Source organism: Sporolactobacillus inulinus (genome assembly GCF_006539285.1).
In the GTDB taxonomy this organism is placed as follows: Bacteria; Bacillota; Bacilli; order Bacillales; family Sporolactobacillaceae; genus Sporolactobacillus; species Sporolactobacillus inulinus.
In genome coordinates, this window is sequence record NZ_BJMS01000026.1 from 1 (window position 1) to 16,701 (window position 16,701).

The following is a 16,701-nucleotide window of genomic DNA, read 5'->3' on the forward strand; positions in this document are numbered from 1 at the left end:
CTTTTTGCCCTTTTCTAAATAAGGGTTATAAATCGAAATGATTCAACTGCATTGTAATCGCATACATTTATATTATGCTGAATTGTGTAATCGGTTAAAAGAAGGAGAGGGTGGGAGAGATGGCAGAAGTAAAAGCAGCATTTCTTTTTATCGGACCGGAAATCGATACAGCACAAGCGCAGGCTCAGATTAAAACACCGGTAATCAATCTTAAAGTGGTTGGCGTACAAAATTATGAAGAAGCGGTGAATGCAGCTGTGGCTCTAGCTGATGAAGGCATTACATGTATTGAACTATGCGGCGGATTCGGAAATGAAGGCGTAGGAAAAATTTCCGCAGCAGTAAAAGGTAAGGCCGCTGTCGGAGTGGTCCGATTTGATCACCATCCCGGCCTTGGATTTTCGAGCGGCGACGAGGTTTTCCATTAATTCATGAGAAAACCCAAGCAGCAACCACTGCTTGGGTTTTTGATACGCTAAAATTAGTTTGTGTGATTTTTTGTAATCACTTGCGCGAGTTTTGCGATCGACATATCACTGGAGACGGTGAAGCTTCCAAGCTGTACATATTTCTCTAACTTGTTTTTCTTAAGATACGCGTCAAAATCGTTTCGTTTGTCTGCTTTTAGAATCTTAGCCGCAACAAGTTCTTGAGAAATATCGCCAGGAGTCATACCGCTTTTGATATGTAGTTTGTATGTTGTCTTTTTGTTCTTGTCCGAGTCGGAAGAACTTTCTTTCTTGCTGTTGTCACTGTCTGACTTCTGCTCGCTGCCGGCTTTTTCCGTAGCTTTTTGAGTATCGCTCTGCCACTGGTTATAAGCATCGAGATCGATCGCTTTACGGTGGCTGCTGGCAAGGTATTGATTAACGGTTGCTTCCGTCAATGGCGTTTGCTTCACAACCTGCTTGGTTGCTGCCTGCTCTCCATGATTGAAAATCAAATAATAAAAGAAAGCAAAGACGGCACAAGAAAGCAAAATGCCGGCGGCAAAACCGCGGATTCCATTTTTCGTCACTGCATTCACCCTTTAGAATGATCTTGGTCCCCGAGCATGATTTCTTCTTCGAGTACACGAACTTTTTTCTTAACCTTGTACAGTTCTTGCATCATGGTTATTGAATTTTCCTCTAGCTGCCCTTCAACTTGCTTAATGCTGTCTTGTTTAAAATAAGACACAGCTAAAGCGACCAACCCCACAATCATGAGTATCAAGATGATTAACCCCAATTCATTACCCCCCTCACCATTGTCTGAGGCGCATGTGGTGAAACAGCCACATGACTTCATTTTTATTTATATCATATCTCCTATTGTTACGGAAGAAATTCGGCGAAAAAGAAAGAAGTTTGTAAAATAAATAGAAAAAATTGGGGATTTTTGTTGGCAAAAAATAGATATTGCGATTGAATCGAATTAAAGGTTGAAGCACCATAGTATTTTTGTTAAGATTAGGTGTATGTTTTTATGAACACGATGAGTAGTCAAGTAATGGAGGGATAAATATGCGTGTAAAGGTTATTTTGGAAAATACCGAAACCGGTGATCGCGATTATATCACAACGAAAAACAAGCAAAAAAACCCGGAACGTCTTGAGCTGAAGAAATACAGCCCAAAACTGAGGAAATACGTGCTTTATCGCGAAACAAAGTAAGTTCTGCTTTTAAAAAGCCGCGAAAGACCTTTTATGGGTTTTTTGCGGTTTTTTGTATAGAAGCAAGTTGGACGAAAACGGCCCCTGGAAGCTTACCGGCAGAATAAGAATAATCGTTACGAAACATCACAGGATAGACATCAAGATATGGAGGAAATTATGAAGAGTCAAAAAAAGAGTTTGCGCAATCAAATACTCCATGCTATGGAATCATTAGATGACGCTGTGTTTACAGAGAAATGCAAGCAGATTAGAGAACGTCTTTTTGATACCGCAATTTGGCATGATGCTCAGGTGATCGGAATTACCCTGTCCGTTGGCCGAGAAGTGGAAACGATGGCGATTATCACAAGGGCTTGGACAGAGAATAAACGAATTGTTGTGCCAAAATGCAATCCCAAAGCGCACAGTATGACCTTTTATGGATTGGATACATTTAGCCAGCTTGAGTCCAGCTTCTACGGATTAATGGAACCAGATCCGAAAAAAACACAGAAACAAGCCACTGATGCGATTGATTTGCTCATTGTACCCGGCGTTGTATTCAATCATGAAGGGTACCGGATTGGCTATGGCGGCGGTTATTATGACCGTTTTCTAGAGGGATTCAAAGGAATAACGGCTTCATTATTGCTTGAGCAGCAGTTCAATGAGCGGCTGCCAGTTGAACCTCATGATCAGCAGGTCGGATGGCTCATTACAGAACGCGGCTGTTTCAAAGTTAAGTAACCATGGACATCATGATTTCGTGTTCCAAGCAGGCCGTCCATCATTGACGAATGAAAATTCTGCACGATAGCCACACTATGCGTAGATCAATGAGAGGATGGGGTGCTTGTTTTGGCAAAGAGAAACGCGCTTATTGAAACGCTGCTTTTGATGCTCACCACTTTTTTTCTAATGAAGCGAAGACGTGTTCTCTTTGAACTCGCCGTCTTAATCGCAGGGCATATCGTCATGTTTCGCCGCATCAAAGACGATCAATTCTAAAATATATTAAGAAAAATTTTGACGAAGCAGGACCATTTGGCCGGACTGTGCGCGAATTACGATCAGCATGTGGTCAGGCGCGATCAGCAGCAGTGGCAAGGTACTCCCAATTGCCTGTACCCCTTGCTCCTGAGTGAGCTGAATACCGCGTACAAAGTTTTTATAGAGTCCTTCCCAAAGCTGACCGGCAATGCGTTCTGCTTTTGCTTCACTAAAGGGAAAGACCTTCGTTAGTGTTTTATCTGTCAGTTCATTTAAAGGGATGACGCGATAATCAGAAATCTGAATGTGATCGTTTTGCGCCACACGCTGCAAAAGCTGAGTTCGTTGCTGTTCCACTCGCCGATTATAGTCGGCAAGTGCGAGCGCTTCTTGACGATTACTCGGTTGGCGAAACGCGCTATAGGAACCATTTTGTTTTAAAACCATGAGCTGATCTTGAGAATAACGTTCCCTCCCATAAATCGATTCATTCAAGTGAAGTTCTGCTTGGTGAACTGTAAGGCCTTCGTAGAAACCGGGTTCCAGACCGGTTTTTTTTATTGAAGATAACACCGCCGTATTTTTTTCCCAATGATTTAGGATGGAAACGAGCTGATTATTGCGATACAATAAAGAAAAATTCTGCATTAAATTGTTCTTTTCCTGTGTACGAGCGAAGCTATCCAGTTGCAGGGTTCCTGTATCTCGATCGCTTCGTAATTGTGTTTCCATTTTTAGAAAGCGGATACGTTCATGGCCGGGAAAGTAAGTAATCGTAGGACGATCCGATAATAAGTATGGGAAGACAATTAAGGTGAAAATTGTTGTTATCGCGATGAGCAGTGGGAGTACTAGCGCTTTTTTTTTGTGCATCGTTAAAAACCTCCGGACAAGTCTCAATACTTTATCCTATTCACGGTTCTGTGCAAAGATGATGAGGTTTTCACAAAGTTATGTCAAAGTGATGAAGAATTCAGCTCTCAGAGAAAAATTTCTTAATGGATGATTGGCAAATGGATTTTTTTTTGTGAAAATAAAAAAGATGATCCTAATAAATAGGCGGTGTGATTGAATGATTAATATTGGTGTAGATTTAGGCGGCACAACGATAAAAATGGCGTTGATTGATGATGATGGCAAAATGATTGATAAGTGGGCCATTGGCACAAACACCATTGATAATGGCAAGCATATAGCCGCGGATATTAGTGAAAGCATTTTGAAAAAAATGACCCAATTCAATTTAGAGCGGTCGACGGTTCGAGGGATTGGTGTCGGAGCTCCGGGATTTATCGATGTCGATAGCGGTTTTATCTACCAGGCCGTGAATATAGGCTGGAAGAACTATCCGTTCAAAGAAGAACTTGAAAAGGCGATTGGTCTTCCGGTTGTTATTGATAATGATGCGAATATGGCTGCACTCGGCGAAATGTGGCTGGGCGCCGGCAAGGGTGCAAAGAATCTGATTTGTGTCACACTAGGAACCGGAGTCGGCGGAGGCATCATTTGTGACGGAGAAATCCTTCACGGTACATGCGGAATGGCTGGGGAAATTGGCCATATTACGGTAATCCCTGATGATGGTGGATCCTGCAATTGCGGCAAGACCGGCTGCCTTGAAACCGTTTCATCGGCTACGGGTATTCGACGGCTTGCTCTAGCTGCACTGGACTATAACGACTCGGAAAGCATTTTGCGCGATATCTTTGAAAGCAAAGGCGATATCACTTCTGAAGATGTCTTTACTTGTGCAGCCAAGAAGGATCCTTTGGCAGCAACCGTTGCTGAAAAAGCGGCCTATTATCTTGGATTCGCGCTTGGCGCACTCGCTGTAACCCTTAACCCGGAGAAAATCGTCATTGGTGGAGGCGTTTCCCATGCCGGAGATTCACTGCTTCAGCCGCTGACTAAGTACTTTAAACAGTTTGCGTTACCTCGGGTTTTTGATGCATGTACGATTGATATTGCGAAGCTCAGTAACGACGCCGGCGTTATTGGTTCTGCATGGCTCTGTATTAAGAAAATAAATCGTGCAACCGTAAAGTGAATGAGTGAGTGGGGAGGTGTCTGATTTGAAATGGATGGTTTGTCCCGTTGGACCGATACAAGAAAATTGCTATATTTTGATTGATGAAAGCTCCGAAATGTGTTTAATTATTGATCCGGGTGAGGATTTTAATAAAATTAAAAAAATCATTGAACAAAGCGGCGCTGTTCCCCAAGCGGTCCTATTGACGCACGCCCATTTTGATCATATTGGCGCATTAGACGCTGTTCGCGATGAATGGGCTGTCCCGGCTTATGTCCAAACGAACGAAGCGGACTGGCCGGATCATCCGGAAAAGAATGGATCTGCACATTTTGCGATGGTTCAACCGGTTATTGCTGGGGTACCGGAGCGTTTACTGAAAGGGAATGAACATTTAGCGATTGGATCTTTTTCTTTCAAGGTTCTCCCGACACCGGGACATTCACCAGGAGGGATTTCCTTTTATTTCCCTCAAGAACATACCGTGTTTTGCGGTGATGCGCTCTTTCGCGAAAGTATCGGACGGACCGATCAATATGGCGGCAATCAAGTGCAATTGCTGGAGAGTATTCGCGAACAGTTACTGTTGCTACCGGATGAGACAGTGGTTTGTCCCGGGCATGGACCTTCGACCACAATCGGTCATGAACGTATCGCAAATCCATTCTTGCTGTGATTGACCTGAGCACGTTCCCAACTGCTGATCATACGATAGCATGAGAAGCAAAAGCGAAGGGACGTGCAAGAAGTGAGCAATCATCGGTATCTTGATTTTCTTGCAAAGTTGGCAGTTGATCATGCGCATCCAGGCGGACATTTGCTCACGGAGCAGCTTGTCCATCACTTACAAATTAAAGCAGGAGACAAGGTGCTTGATGTGGGTTGCGGAACAGGGGCAACGGTCATGTACCTCTCGGATAAAGTAAAGGCAGAGGTTACCGGTATTGACCTGCATCCGTTAATGGTTGAACGCGCGAAGACAAGGATTACGCCTAAACAACGGACGGCAAAGATCATTCAAGCCTCGGCAGAAGCCCTGCCGTTTCAATCGGAGCGCTTCGATGCGGTACTCTCTGAATCCGTAACGGCATTTACCAATGTAACGCATTCTGTCCCTGAATATTTTCGCGTATTGAAAAACGGCGGACGATTGGCTGCCGTTGAGATGACGATTGAAGAACCGTTGGATGAGCAAAAGAAACAATTAATTGAAACGGTTTATGGTGTAAAAGATGTACGTACTGAAAAAGAGTGGCTCAGCCTTTGGAAACAAGCAGGTTTCACTAAGATTCAGGCTTACCGTACCAATCAGCTGCGACAAGATGAGCAGGATGCTCAGCCTTCTTATCATTTCACGAGTAAGCTTGATGAAGAAGCGCTGGATGTATGGCTCCAGCATATTCAAATTCTGCAGACGTTCCAAGGGATACTGACTTATCGCGCTTTTACAATGGAAAAACAAGCGCAGTCATAAAAAATAACTCGGCATCGAATCACCGAGTTATTTTTTTATTCGTTTTCTAATTTTTACCGTATAGTCTTCAATCGCATCGGGGATCTGACCAAAGAGAAGATTACGGAGCGGAGGTCGATTCGCTTTCTGTTCCTGACGCACCTTTTTTCTCTGATCACGCGGTGTTTCCATGTAGCGTACAAACTGTTCGGTTAAGAAGCGAACGTATTCTTCCGACTTCATCGCGTACGTGCACCTTCTTGCTTTTTATGATTAGTATGCCCAAAAAATGAAATTGGATGCATGATGGACAGAATAAACGCAAAGCAAGGCTGCATGATGATCGGCAACGGGACCGTACAATTTGCTACTAAGATCGATTAAGTCCGTCAGTTTGCATTCATGCCGTCAAACACAGTTCATGAAGCATTGGATTAACTGATCCGCTCCAGCCAACGTACCGGATTCCCGCTTTCCCGATCGTAGACGATGCGATCGATTTCACGTTCATCGCCATATTGGACGGTGAAATTTATGGTCACAAAAGCCGAATCTTCAGTAACGATGTATTGAACGGTACCTTTATGATAGTTAAATGATCCTTCATGCGGCAAATCTCCTTGTTGTAATTTCTGTTGGAAGTCGTTGAGCGCGCATTCACGCAACTGCTGAAGAACGAAGTGCGTCTGTGCATGTTGAAAAAAGGTACGGTCGCTTTGCAACAGAAAAAGCGCGTGGAAGATAAAGGTAATTAAAACCAGTGACAGAATCATTACCAACGGAAGAATGAATCCTTGTTGATTATTCAGCGGTTTGCTTTTCATCAGCATCATTCCTTAAATAGAGTCGATCAGTCCAGGTGAAGTCCCGCCCTTGCTGATCGGTTACATAAATAGAAACCTGTTCATCATCTGCTTGGAAAGAGACTCCTGCAACATGCTGAAGCACAATTTCATAGCCTTGTTCATTAACACGCCGGACAATGCGTCCTGGTGACAGAAACGAATAACTGACCGTCCCTTCACTGTTAAGTAGCGTCAGACGTTGATGATCCGCTGTGTTTAAGGCAGAAGTGGATTGATGGAGTTCATTTGCTGTTTGGGCGAAGAAGAGCTGCACTTCTTTTTGGCTGTCAAGCCGAGGTTGAAAGTAGGTGTTCATGAATTGTACAAGGGCAGTCGTTAGACTGAGAACGAATAATAACACAGTAAGTGCAAGCATCGTTGAGAGCAGTGTAAACCCCGCTTGACTTTTCATCGTACCGCTTCTCCGGTTAGCCGATGGGTGCGTCCGCCATAAGTCCAGTGAACCGAAAGATAAGCGGAATGTTCCTTTTTTTCGATCCATTCGAACTGAAAGTCAGTGTCCTGTTCTGTATTCAGTGAAGCATTATCGTTTCTGCGCCATAATAATAATTCGTGTTGAAGCATACGTATGGCTTCATGCTTTTGTTTGATGATCTGCCGTTCGTAGGATACATGCGTCAGAATAGGCATAGAAACGATCAAGAGAAGCGACAGGATACTTAAAGCCACCATAGCTTCAGTGAAAATAAAACCGTGCTCATCCCGAAACTTTCTGATAGTAAAACCTCCCCTGACCAAGTAGAAAGGTGAATTTGTAACGAATGCTCCCAAGTTTAATAAAAAATGAATCAATTTTACTAAAATGACCGAGCTGATTAATCTTGATTGAGTTGTTTGTACTCAAAATCTCGATACGTGGGTTCATCAGAATCCGTTTGGTTCGCCCATTAATCGAGACATAGTAAAAATCATCATAAAAAACAATTTGAGCAAAATCGGCACGGGCGATCGCTTCCATTTGCGTGTCGTAAATGGTTTCATTGACCTCTTCAACGAATTGTCTGATCGTGAGCTCATCCGTGAGCCGGGAGAAACAGAAAAAGGACAGGGGAACAATAATGCAGATGATGGACAATGCGATTTGCACCTCAATCAAAGTGAGCCCTTTCGTGTTTCGGAGTAATGGCGCTTGATGCATCGACGGGGACTCATTCATCCGCTGGTGCACTGACTTCACCGGTCGTTGCATTATATACAAGCGGCTTGCCATTCGATGCGGTGATACTGCTGACATACTCAGGAACAAGCTCGTCTAAATTATCGGGCAGGTCGCCATTATGATTGGTTTGATAAGCAGCGACTTGACCTTGAACCAATTGAACCGTTGCATCCGTACTTTTTTTCTGCACGACGACATTGGATTTGGTCATGTTCGGTACAGCGATGAGCAGCAGGACCGATATGATGAAAAGGACGATCATCATTTCGATTAGGGTAAATCCGCGCTGTGACGTTAGGATAAATTTGTGGACGGCTTTGATCATGCGAAGGACTCCTTTATGATGGGATGAAATGTGATGAGGTAAGGCAGGAAATGTGAGTGACGCGAAACGCGTGGACGAAATGAAAAAATTGAGACAAGGGTTTTACTCGGGTTATTTATTGGATCATAAGAATTCTCCACCTCCTACTTGGCATTGAGATCATGAGATCATTTAAGAACACATATTCTTATTTCGTCATGAAATGAATGATTTCCTTTTTTATCGACACATGAATGTGACAAAATTCAAAACATATTTTACGAGCCATAAAAAAACGACTCTCCAGTGGAATGGTCCCGGAAAGTCGTTTGATTGGATATCATTAAAACTCTTCATATATTGCTGGATCCTGATTATAGGTTCGTCCATCCGCATGACTGAGCCGTCCGATTTCCTGCATTTCTTCGTCATTTAATTTAAAGTCAAATAGAGACAGGTTATCGAGTTGACGTGATGGTTTTGAAGACTTCGGAATCGGAACAGCGCCTAACTGAACATGCCAACGCAGAATAATCTGCGGGATCGTTTTCTGATGTGCATCGGCAATCTGTTTGATATCCGGATCCTGGAGCAGTTTATTCGCACGGCCAAGTGGACTCCATGATTCCGTAACAATGCCGTGTTCTGTATCATAGGCACGCTGCTTTTCTTGAGAGAAGTAAGGGTGTAGTTCAACCTGATTCACGCTTGGCGTTACTCCGGTTTCCTTGATGAGACGATCCAAGTGTTCCGGCAGAAAGTTGCAAACACCGATTGAACGGATTAATCCCCACTTCTGGGCATCAATTAACGCTTGCCAAGCTTCAACGTATCGATCTTTACTTGGATTCGGCCAGTGGATTAAATAAAGGTCGTAATAATCAAGACCTGCTCGAAATAATGACTCTTGAATGGTTGTAATGGCTTCATCATATTTATGATGACGTCCAGGCAGCTTGGAGGTAATGATCAATTCTTCGCGCGGAACGGAGCTTCTTCGAACCGCTTCGCCGAGCGCACCTTCATTTTCGTAATTAAAGGCTGAATCAAGCAAACGGTAGCCAGTATCAATTGCGCTTAAGATCGAATTAATGCCTGCGGCGCCGTTGAGCTTGTATGTACCGAAACCAACAGCGGGAAGCACCAATCCATCATTGAGTGTTACTTGTGGAACAGTAGCCATATTTTTCCTCCTCCTCAATAGTTAAAGTGTAGCAAACCCTTCCGTCCTCGTCTAATCATGTGCATCAGCACACTGGAAATTCTTTTGATCGCTGACTGATACAGGTGGGCTTGCATTTAACCTTAATTAAGACGGAGGGTAATTCCACTAGGATCAGTCACAATCAGTTCTCCTTGTTTACCGATTTCAAAAGGCTCTTTCCGAGCGCCTAACCGTTTTTGAACTTGCTTTCTGGTTATCCCATCCGGCAGTTGAATCGAGAAGTAATCCAATCCCAAATCGTTGCTTGCCATAGGTGCGAGCTGATTTCCGGACCAATTATTTGTTCCGATATGGTGATGATACAAACCGGCAGCAAAGAATTTCGCATGTCTTCCGAAATCATCCTTCAAATCAAACCCAAGGATGCCGTTATAAAAGGATTCAGTTTCCGTTAGGGAATTCACTTTTAAATGAATGTGACCGATTTTCGAGCCGGGTGAAATCCCTTGCCATTGACCATCGGCGCTTGCGAGTACTGCTTGTGCATCCATCGGTTCCGTTACACCTTTGATGTGCTCATTAGAGAGAATATCCCATTTGGAAATCGGTTTATCCCGATAAATTTCGATCCCATTTTGTTCAGGATCATTAAGATATATTGCCTCACTATAACCGTGATCAGCGGCTCCAATGAGTGACACTTTATTCTTTAAAAACCACAGCAATATCGTACCGAGATCTTTTCGCGTAGGCAGCAAAAAGGCTGTATGATAGAGACCGGTTTTTGCGAGTGAGCTTGTTCCGTCATTAATTTTCTTTAATTGAAGAATCACTTGATCGGAGCCTTGAGCAGAGAAAAGTGCCAGAGTCTGATTTTGCTTAATAAGCCTTAAACCGATCGTTTTCGAATAAAATTCAATCATTTTTACCAAGTTATTCACCTTTAATGAAACCCGTTTAATCATTGTTTGCTCATTCGCTTGTAATGGCATCATTTAAAACCCCATTTCCTCATTATCGTGAGCTTATTAACTAACAAAATGTAACCGAGTATATTAATTATAGTTTTAGGATGAGGGTTGATCAACACTTTTGAGTTGAATCAAAGGATTTGTTTTGCGTGAATAGTCACTACTAATAATTTCTTGTTAAATTGTGCGCACTCCTTTATCTTATAGATAACGAGTACCATGAAACCGATTGGTGATATGGATCGTTAATGCATTGCATATAATTCTTTCTTGAGGTGAGCGATCATAAAGAAACGTAATCTGATTATTATAAGCAGCAGTATTTTTTTCATCGTAGTCGTTATAATCGGGGTGGTCAGTTATGTTCAGGCAACCCGCTTTAACGCACATGTAACGATCAATGGCGTGGCCGTCGGTCATATGAAACCAGAGCAAGCGTTGAAACATTTATCTGAATTGAGGTTGAAAAATGATATTTACATAGATAAGGAGCGGGTGATTAACGGAAAAAATTCAGTTGCAACATTTTCAGGGCAAGATCTTTCGAAGATGAAACAGATCTTTGAGAAACAGAAGACATGGTGGCCATCATTTAAAACCAGAAATTTTTCATTAATGCCGAAGCAACAAGACACGTATCGTTCTGTAACATTAAAAAAACAACTAGAAGATAAGCTGAATCAATTAAACAAGCAGCGAAAGGCACCGAAAGATGCTTATGCTTATCTGAGCGATGGTGTGGTTCATGTCGCAAAAAGCGAAAATGGCAACCAATTTGATCGCGCAAAAATCATGGAAGATTATGAGCATCAAAGCTATCAGAGCGTAATCCATCTGAAGCGGCAGTTTCTACAACCGGTTACTGCAGACAGCGAAACGGTACAAAAAGAAAAAAGTACACTGCAAGCATTGCGGAAACGGCAGGTAACCTATACCGTCCAAAATAAGGATTATGTATTGAAAGCTGATGCCTACATTAAAAATGCTTCGGTTTCCTCTGATTTAAAACTGAAGATTGATTCTGCAGATTTGAAGCATAAAGTGGCTGAGATTAATAAAAAACAGTCAACCTTAAACAAGAAGTTCTCATTCAAAACACACTCAGGAAAGATTATCTCTGTACAGGGTGAATCGTATGGCTGGGCGCTGGAGGTAAGTGATGAAACCAAGCGCATAACAAAAGCGTTCGAAGACAGTAAACCGACATTGAAGGCTTATAACGTGTACGGCGTCGGGTACAGCACTTATGGAATCGGCTACCATAATACAGCGAATAACGGAATCGGCAATACGTATGCAGAAGTATCGATTTCTGAGCAAAAAATATGGATCTATCAAAATGGCAAACTCGTGCTTTCAACTGATGTTGTCACCGGCAGGCATGATACTCAAGAAGATACACCAAAAGGTTTATGGTATATCATGTACAAAGAATCTCCATCTGTACTTGAAGGCAGCGAGGCAGGTAACTCGCACTACTCTGTAAAAGTCGATTATTGGGCACCGTTTACCATGAGCGGTTGTGGCTTTCATGATGCGAGCTGGAGACGTAACTGGAAGAAGGATGCCTACCTCACTCAAGGATCGGGCGGCTGTGTCAATACGCCGCCAAAGGTAATGAAAACCGTCTATGATCATCTTGAACAGAACGAACCGGTCATTATCTACTAAATACAAAGAATGCATCGAAAAGGAGCACGCACATGTACGAAGAAATTCTTCCTGAAGACGTTGAAGCACTGATATCGAAAAAAAACTGATAAATATTATCGATGTGCGAGAACCCTTTGAATTCAAAGAGGAACACATTGCCGGAGCAGTGAACATTCCCCTCAATGATCTTCCTTCGTGTTTCAAAGCAATCGATCGGTCCAAGACCTATATCGTCGTATGTCATGCCGGGGTAAGAAGTGTCGCTGCTTCTGAGTTTATGGCTGAACATGGTTATCGCGTGAAAAACATGAACGGCGGGATGATTGAGTGGACGGGCGAAGTGGAACGTGGTCTGAAGTAACTTTCTGAGTATAAAAGCAGGCTGACTGTAACAGAAAAGTCAGTCTGCTTTTTGTTATTCATCGAATGCTTTGATTGAACAAGCGATTTTGATTAGTGTAAGCGGTGTTTTGGCACCTGTAAGTTCAAAAATTGTTGTGCCGGATTGCCAGCGAACGCTGCTTTGCCGTTTGTCCGTATAGACCTGAACCGTTCCGTACCGGTGAGGGATGGGTAGGCTATGCTGCTCAAGATAAGCAACGAGTTCCCGAGCTAAATCCACACCTTCTTCAGCATCGGAGGTCGGTGATAATGAAGCCAGTGTCCAACGGCCTTCGTTCCATGAAATCCCGGCCGTACCTGCCCCAGCATCTGCATAGCCGGTTATGCCGTGGCCAAGCTCTACCGCTTTCCCATCGGAAGCATTGAATGTAGCATGACTGATCTGCTTGGCTGCATCACTTTTGTTTTGGAACGCACGTGCACGAATTGCTGCGATCGTTTTTGCATGAGCTAATGAGGTGTCATTAACAGCAACCGGAGCGTTCGTCTGTTTAAAGGTGACGGAATAACCTGAAGCTTGCTCATTCACAACCGCTGAATGATATTTTCCAACTTCAATGGGCACATCGCTCGGGAGAGAAAGTTGTTTTTGATCACTTAATTGTGTTTGAATCGCTTGAAGCGTTTGATCAAGGGATCCAAGTTTCGCTGTGCTTTCCTTTGATGGGTGATCCGTGGCATCATTCTGGTGCACTGTACTTTTATCATTTTCTGACTCAGCAGTTGATCGGTCTGTCTGCACCGAGTCATGGTTTTCAGCAGTGTTAGGGCCATTGCTGCTTTGACTGCAACCGGCAACCAACAGTAAGCTGCTTAGTGCAAGGCAAATAAGAGCACGTAATTTCATAAATACACCTGCTTTCTGCTGTTTGTTCATGATCGCTTATCACTAATGATTCCCTTAACGACCCGAATGGAAACATCCCACGATGCGAAAGCAGCAGCACCTTTTTTTGGTGATAGAATGAATGCACGATTTGACTTTTTGCGTGATCGAGTCCATGCTGTTGATAGGTTTTTAAATAGGAAATTGAAGAACAGGTGATTCGATGAAGCAAGGGACAACGATCGTCACGTTAGATAATGGATACCATCTTTGGACGAACACGCAAGGAACGGGCGACCTTCATTTACTATGCCTGCACGGCGGTCCGGGTGGAACCCATGAATACTATGAAAACTTTGCGCAAAAGTTGGCAGAACAAGGGTTGAGCATTCAGGTTCATATGTATGATCAACTCGGATCTTTTTATTCCGATCAGCCGGATTACTCAGATCCTGAAACTGCAAGTCGTTATTTGACTTATGAATACTTTCTTGAAGAAGTGGAAGAGGTACGGAAAAAGTTAGGTTTGGATCAATTCTATCTGATCGGTCAGAGCTGGGGTGGCGCACTGGTTCAACTGTATGCACTAAAGTACGGCCATCATTTAAAAGGAGCGATTATTTCATCGATGACCGACAACATCGATGAATACGTGGCTAACATTAATAAAATTCGTGAGCTCGTGCTGCCCGCCGATGCGGTTTCTTTTATGAAACAATGTGAAGTAGAAAATGATTATGCTAATGATCGCTATCAAGACTATGTCGATCTCTTAAATAAAGGATATGTTGATCGTAAGCAACCTAAAGCTATCTCTCATCTGATTGGAACAATGGCAACCTCCGTATATAACGCATTCCAAGGAGATAATGAGTTTGTTGTGACCGGAAAGCTGAAAGAGTGGGATGTACGTGATCAGATTAAGGACATCAAGGCTCCAACCTTGATTACCTTCGGTGAACACGAAACGATGCCGCTTGCTGCTGCGCACCGCATGGCTGAAACAATTCCGCATGCTCGCTTGACAACAACGCCTGAAGGCGGTCATCACCACATGATTGATAATGCACCGATTTATTTCAAACATCTGGCTGATTTTATCAAAGATGTTGAGAGCGGAAGCTTTGATAAATAAACATAAGAGGCCGACCCAAAGGGTGTTGGATTTATACTGCGCTCCGATTACTTGCATCTTCGCGCTTAATCCCAAAATAGACGTTTTTTAAGGATGTCTCAAAAGTCAATTGACTTTTGAGACATCCTCTATTGTCATTTGATAAATCATATGATCAATTTTAAGAGGAGCTGTATCAGTAATATTGTGGTGATCCAAGCGATCGATGGAACGATGATCCATTTCTTGAATCGTACCCACACTTCCCCTCCAATTTCTTGATTAAACGGGACCACATAGAAAAAATTATGATCAATGATTTTTTTAAAAGCAACGTTCAGCCAAAATCGCATAAAGAAAAGAAATAGAGCAAATAAAAGCCATTTTACCCAAAAGGGAACAATGAAAATAGCAACACTCGTCAGTAGCATGAGCTGGGAATAACTTTTGAATAACGAGGCGTCACGGAAAAACACCTTAAGCATTAACTCAAGTAAACCGTTTTCTCTGCTTCTAACCTTGAATAACCGCTTTGACTTCTTAAAGAAGAGAATAGGCTTCCTGTTGCGAAACGGTGTTGTTCTTTCGGTATCTATGGAGAAGTTCATAATAAAGCCAGTGAATTTAGCTCGTTCTGAACGTTCAATTTCCAATTCTCTTGTAAAAAAATTTGTGGAATGGGTTTGAATGAGCATTAATCCCAACATGAAGGCGGCAATACATCCACCGACACTACCGTAAATGGGCGGGCTGGATTGTACGATGAAAATATTGAAAACAACGATCAGAATCGAGACCAAAATTTTTTGAAACAAAGGCCGTCTTATGTATTTTTTTAGAAAGAGAATGATCATTTGATAAGCGAAAAAAATAATGAAAAGACAAGCCATTGAATTTTCTTGAAAGCCAAAGGTGCGAAAGAGAATAGGGAGAGCAGCGGCAAATAGGATTGTTGTTACGAATAACTTGTGCAATAGCGAATAAACAAGCGCATATCGCTTTAGTTGATGAAGGAAGTGTGCCTTCTGCAGCAGAAATACCTGATCTGCCTCAAACAAATAGGTTCTAATATGACCGCTGCTGCAGAAAAAAAGCATCAGATACAGAAGAAAAGTTAAGGTGAGCTGAGGACTCCAAAAGCGATCGACGTGTTGCCACAGTTCATGATAGATAACAGGAATGAAAACAACAGCAGGAATGATAAAATACAAGAGGATCCATCCATCAATGATTGAACGCAGGATGTTCCATTGAACGAACCATTCTTGAACCAGACGTCTCACAAATAATCTGTACCCAGTCATTTCAGTAATCCTCTGTTAACGCATCAAAACAGTCGAGCAGCGAACCGTTTTTAAGATGGCTTAACTTCCTTATGTCATTTAGCGTCCCTTGAACAATCAGTTTTCCGCCGGATATAAGAATGAATCGGTCGCATATTTTTTCTGCGGTATCTAATACATGCGTTGACATCAGAATACCGGCTCCAGCTTCTTTTTCTTCCTCAAGTTTCAATAATAATTTTTTGACCGCCTTAGGATCGAGGCCCATAAAAGGCTCATCAACAAGATAAAGCTTGGCTTGTTTCAAAAATGCGAGAACGAGCATCATCTTCTGTTGCATCCCTTTAGAAAATCGCTCCGGATAAGAATGAGCAGCAGCGCTTAGATTAAACAGATCAAGAAGTTCGTGCGCCTTTTGAAAAAAAGCCGTTTCATCAGTCGTTGCTAATGTGGAAAACAAAAAATCAATATGTTCCCACAAAGTAAGCTGGGCGTAAAAGATCGGTCGTTCCGGGATATAAGCATATTCATTTACATCTATGTCCCCTTTAAAATGATGGATGATGCCCATGATTGATTTAACGGTTGTACTTTTCCCGGCTCCATTCGGACCGATTAAACCTACGAGTTCGCCCGGGGAAACCGAAAAACGTAGGTTTTTTAGCGTAGGAAATTGACGTGAGTAGCCCGCTTCTTGTATGTTGACGGATAATAACATCAGATTTCCCTCTCCTCTAAAATGAATAATAGGGTTAATTATACCATCACGGAGAAAAAGAGTAAATTCAGCTTGCTTGCCCGTTCATAAAGCCCTACAATCACTTTACGAACGAATTAAAGTTTATCGTT

At 42.7% G+C, this 16,701-nt stretch carries 24 protein-coding genes; 10 read left to right on the forward strand and 14 right to left on the reverse strand.

Going from position 1 to position 16,701, the window contains the following annotated elements; all coding sequences use genetic code 11:
- The first annotated feature begins 119 nt into the window (after positions 1–119).
- Positions 120–428, forward strand: coding sequence for a DUF6506 family protein (locus tag SIN01_RS05170; protein ID WP_010026361.1), 309 nt, complete (start codon positions 120–122; stop codon positions 426–428).
- Between the two features lie 53 nt (positions 429–481).
- Here the strand turns inward: SIN01_RS05170 and SIN01_RS05175 are convergent, their stop codons facing one another.
- Positions 482–1,018 carry a hypothetical protein gene (locus SIN01_RS05175; protein WP_047035022.1) on the reverse strand — a complete coding sequence of 179 codons (537 nt, stop codon included), beginning with the start codon at positions 1,016–1,018 and terminating at the stop codon, positions 482–484.
- 5 nt (positions 1,019–1,023) lie between these two features.
- Positions 1,024–1,230 (reverse strand): hypothetical protein, encoded by a 207-nt coding sequence (locus SIN01_RS05180; RefSeq protein WP_010025035.1) that lies wholly within the window; start codon positions 1,228–1,230, stop codon positions 1,024–1,026.
- Positions 1,231–1,505: 275 nt separating this feature from the next.
- Between SIN01_RS05180 and rpmG the strand changes: the two genes are divergently transcribed.
- The 3 genes from rpmG (at position 1,506) to SIN01_RS14975 (ending at position 2,645) form a co-directional block, all read left to right on the forward strand.
- The gene (rpmG, locus tag SIN01_RS05185; protein ID WP_010025034.1) at positions 1,506–1,655 is read left to right on the forward strand and encodes a 50S ribosomal protein L33; all 150 of its coding nucleotides are present in this window, start codon (positions 1,506–1,508) and stop codon (positions 1,653–1,655) included.
- Positions 1,656–1,814: 159 nt separating this feature from the next.
- A complete protein-coding gene (locus SIN01_RS05190) occupies positions 1,815–2,384 on the forward strand; it encodes a 5-formyltetrahydrofolate cyclo-ligase (protein WP_029548178.1) in 570 nt (189 codons plus the stop codon).
- Between the two features lie 111 nt (positions 2,385–2,495).
- A complete protein-coding gene (locus tag SIN01_RS14975) occupies positions 2,496–2,645 on the forward strand; it encodes a hypothetical protein (protein ID WP_156994752.1) in 150 nt (49 codons plus the stop codon).
- 6 nt (positions 2,646–2,651) lie between these two features.
- Here SIN01_RS14975 and SIN01_RS05195 read toward each other — a convergent pair whose 3' ends face one another.
- Positions 2,652–3,500 (reverse strand): hypothetical protein, encoded by an 849-nt coding sequence (locus tag SIN01_RS05195; RefSeq protein WP_010025032.1) that lies wholly within the window; start codon positions 3,498–3,500, stop codon positions 2,652–2,654.
- Between the two features lie 199 nt (positions 3,501–3,699).
- Here SIN01_RS05195 and SIN01_RS05200 point away from each other — a divergent pair, with 199 nt between their 5' ends.
- From SIN01_RS05200 to SIN01_RS05210, 3 genes are all read left to right on the forward strand, one after another.
- A complete protein-coding gene (locus SIN01_RS05200; protein ID WP_010025031.1) occupies positions 3,700–4,674 on the forward strand; it encodes an ROK family glucokinase in 975 nt (324 codons plus the stop codon).
- A gap of 25 nt (positions 4,675–4,699) precedes the next feature.
- Positions 4,700–5,332, forward strand: coding sequence for an MBL fold metallo-hydrolase (locus SIN01_RS05205; protein ID WP_010025030.1), 633 nt, complete (start codon positions 4,700–4,702; stop codon positions 5,330–5,332).
- Between the two features lie 72 nt (positions 5,333–5,404).
- Entirely contained in the window at positions 5,405–6,130 is a 726-nt protein-coding gene (locus tag SIN01_RS05210; protein ID WP_010025028.1) for a class I SAM-dependent methyltransferase, read from the forward strand.
- A 27-nt stretch (positions 6,131–6,157) separates the two neighbouring features.
- Here SIN01_RS05210 and SIN01_RS05215 read toward each other — a convergent pair whose 3' ends face one another.
- From SIN01_RS05215 to SIN01_RS05245, 8 genes are all read right to left on the reverse strand, one after another.
- Positions 6,158–6,352, reverse strand: a complete 195-nt coding sequence (locus SIN01_RS05215) for a YqzE family protein (protein ID WP_010025027.1) — start codon at positions 6,350–6,352, stop codon at positions 6,158–6,160.
- Between the two features lie 191 nt (positions 6,353–6,543).
- On the reverse strand, positions 6,544–6,933 hold the full coding sequence (gene comGG, locus SIN01_RS05220; protein WP_010025026.1) for a competence type IV pilus minor pilin ComGG: 390 nt from the start codon (positions 6,931–6,933) through the stop codon (positions 6,544–6,546).
- On the reverse strand, positions 6,911–7,366 hold the full coding sequence (gene comGF, locus SIN01_RS05225) for a competence type IV pilus minor pilin ComGF (protein ID WP_010025025.1): 456 nt from the start codon (positions 7,364–7,366) through the stop codon (positions 6,911–6,913). Before comGF ends, comGG begins: the two co-directional genes overlap by 23 nt.
- A complete protein-coding gene (locus SIN01_RS14980; protein WP_170214997.1) occupies positions 7,363–7,644 on the reverse strand; it encodes a hypothetical protein in 282 nt (93 codons plus the stop codon). The genes comGF and SIN01_RS14980 overlap by 4 nt, the downstream gene beginning before the upstream one ends.
- Before the next feature lie 28 nt (positions 7,645–7,672).
- A complete protein-coding gene (locus SIN01_RS05230; protein ID WP_010025022.1) occupies positions 7,673–8,113 on the reverse strand; it encodes a comG operon protein ComGD in 441 nt (146 codons plus the stop codon).
- Positions 8,114–8,123: 10 nt separating this feature from the next.
- The gene (gene comGC / locus SIN01_RS05235) at positions 8,124–8,459 is read right to left on the reverse strand and encodes a competence type IV pilus major pilin ComGC (protein WP_010025021.1); all 336 of its coding nucleotides are present in this window, start codon (positions 8,457–8,459) and stop codon (positions 8,124–8,126) included.
- Positions 8,460–8,781: 322 nt separating this feature from the next.
- The gene (locus SIN01_RS05240) at positions 8,782–9,621 is read right to left on the reverse strand and encodes an aldo/keto reductase (protein ID WP_010025020.1); all 840 of its coding nucleotides are present in this window, start codon (positions 9,619–9,621) and stop codon (positions 8,782–8,784) included.
- A 122-nt stretch (positions 9,622–9,743) separates the two neighbouring features.
- A complete protein-coding gene (locus tag SIN01_RS05245) occupies positions 9,744–10,598 on the reverse strand; it encodes a VOC family protein (protein WP_010025019.1) in 855 nt (284 codons plus the stop codon).
- Between the two features lie 327 nt (positions 10,599–10,925).
- Here SIN01_RS05245 and SIN01_RS05250 point away from each other — a divergent pair, with 327 nt between their 5' ends.
- Positions 10,926–12,245 (forward strand): L,D-transpeptidase family protein, encoded by a 1,320-nt coding sequence (locus SIN01_RS05250; protein ID WP_010025018.1) that lies wholly within the window; start codon positions 10,926–10,928, stop codon positions 12,243–12,245.
- Positions 12,246–12,330: 85 nt separating this feature from the next.
- On the forward strand, positions 12,331–12,588 hold the full coding sequence (locus tag SIN01_RS05255; protein ID WP_373864397.1) for a rhodanese-like domain-containing protein: 258 nt from the start codon (positions 12,331–12,333) through the stop codon (positions 12,586–12,588).
- Between the two features lie 54 nt (positions 12,589–12,642).
- Here the strand turns inward: SIN01_RS05255 and SIN01_RS05260 are convergent, their stop codons facing one another.
- Entirely contained in the window at positions 12,643–13,476 is an 834-nt protein-coding gene (locus tag SIN01_RS05260; RefSeq protein ID WP_010025016.1) for a hypothetical protein, read from the reverse strand.
- Positions 13,477–13,678: 202 nt separating this feature from the next.
- Here SIN01_RS05260 and SIN01_RS05265 point away from each other — a divergent pair, with 202 nt between their 5' ends.
- On the forward strand, positions 13,679–14,590 hold the full coding sequence (locus tag SIN01_RS05265; protein ID WP_010025015.1) for a proline-specific peptidase family protein: 912 nt from the start codon (positions 13,679–13,681) through the stop codon (positions 14,588–14,590).
- 146 nt (positions 14,591–14,736) lie between these two features.
- Here the strand turns inward: SIN01_RS05265 and SIN01_RS05270 are convergent, their stop codons facing one another.
- Together SIN01_RS05270 and SIN01_RS05275 are read right to left on the reverse strand one after the other, a co-directional pair.
- Positions 14,737–15,873 (reverse strand): ABC transporter permease, encoded by a 1,137-nt coding sequence (locus tag SIN01_RS05270; protein ID WP_010023912.1) that lies wholly within the window; start codon positions 15,871–15,873, stop codon positions 14,737–14,739.
- Position 15,874: 1 nt separating this feature from the next.
- A complete protein-coding gene (locus SIN01_RS05275; RefSeq protein WP_010023914.1) occupies positions 15,875–16,570 on the reverse strand; it encodes an ABC transporter ATP-binding protein in 696 nt (231 codons plus the stop codon).
- Between the last annotated feature and the right edge of the window lie 131 nt (positions 16,571–16,701).

What these genes read in the sequence shown, in the direction of transcription:
- SIN01_RS05265 (WP_010025015.1), top strand. Translation starts at nt 13,679, where the DNA reads ATGAAGCAAGGGACAACGATCGTCACGTTAGATAATGGATACCATCTT.
- comGC (WP_010025021.1), bottom strand. Translation starts at nt 8,459, where the DNA reads ATGATCAAAGCCGTCCACAAATTTATCCTAACGTCACAGCGCGGATTT.
- SIN01_RS05170 (WP_010026361.1), top strand. Translation starts at nt 120, where the DNA reads ATGGCAGAAGTAAAAGCAGCATTTCTTTTTATCGGACCGGAAATCGAT.
- SIN01_RS05270 (WP_010023912.1), bottom strand. Translation starts at nt 15,873, where the DNA reads ATGACTGGGTACAGATTATTTGTGAGACGTCTGGTTCAAGAATGGTTC.
- comGG (WP_010025026.1), bottom strand. Translation starts at nt 6,933, where the DNA reads ATGAAAAGCAAACCGCTGAATAATCAACAAGGATTCATTCTTCCGTTG.
- SIN01_RS05190 (WP_029548178.1), top strand. Translation starts at nt 1,815, where the DNA reads ATGAAGAGTCAAAAAAAGAGTTTGCGCAATCAAATACTCCATGCTATG.
- SIN01_RS05260 (WP_010025016.1), bottom strand. Translation starts at nt 13,476, where the DNA reads ATGAAATTACGTGCTCTTATTTGCCTTGCACTAAGCAGCTTACTGTTG.
- SIN01_RS05200 (WP_010025031.1), top strand. Translation starts at nt 3,700, where the DNA reads ATGATTAATATTGGTGTAGATTTAGGCGGCACAACGATAAAAATGGCG.
- SIN01_RS05195 (WP_010025032.1), bottom strand. Translation starts at nt 3,500, where the DNA reads ATGCACAAAAAAAAAGCGCTAGTACTCCCACTGCTCATCGCGATAACA.
- SIN01_RS05215 (WP_010025027.1), bottom strand. Translation starts at nt 6,352, where the DNA reads ATGAAGTCGGAAGAATACGTTCGCTTCTTAACCGAACAGTTTGTACGC.
- SIN01_RS05240 (WP_010025020.1), bottom strand. Translation starts at nt 9,621, where the DNA reads ATGGCTACTGTTCCACAAGTAACACTCAATGATGGATTGGTGCTTCCC.
- SIN01_RS05245 (WP_010025019.1), bottom strand. Translation starts at nt 10,598, where the DNA reads ATGATGCCATTACAAGCGAATGAGCAAACAATGATTAAACGGGTTTCA.
- SIN01_RS05230 (WP_010025022.1), bottom strand. Translation starts at nt 8,113, where the DNA reads ATGCATCAAGCGCCATTACTCCGAAACACGAAAGGGCTCACTTTGATT.
- rpmG (WP_010025034.1), top strand. Translation starts at nt 1,506, where the DNA reads ATGCGTGTAAAGGTTATTTTGGAAAATACCGAAACCGGTGATCGCGAT.
- comGF (WP_010025025.1), bottom strand. Translation starts at nt 7,366, where the DNA reads ATGAAAAGTCAAGCGGGGTTTACACTGCTCTCAACGATGCTTGCACTT.
- SIN01_RS05275 (WP_010023914.1), bottom strand. Translation starts at nt 16,570, where the DNA reads ATGTTATTATCCGTCAACATACAAGAAGCGGGCTACTCACGTCAATTT.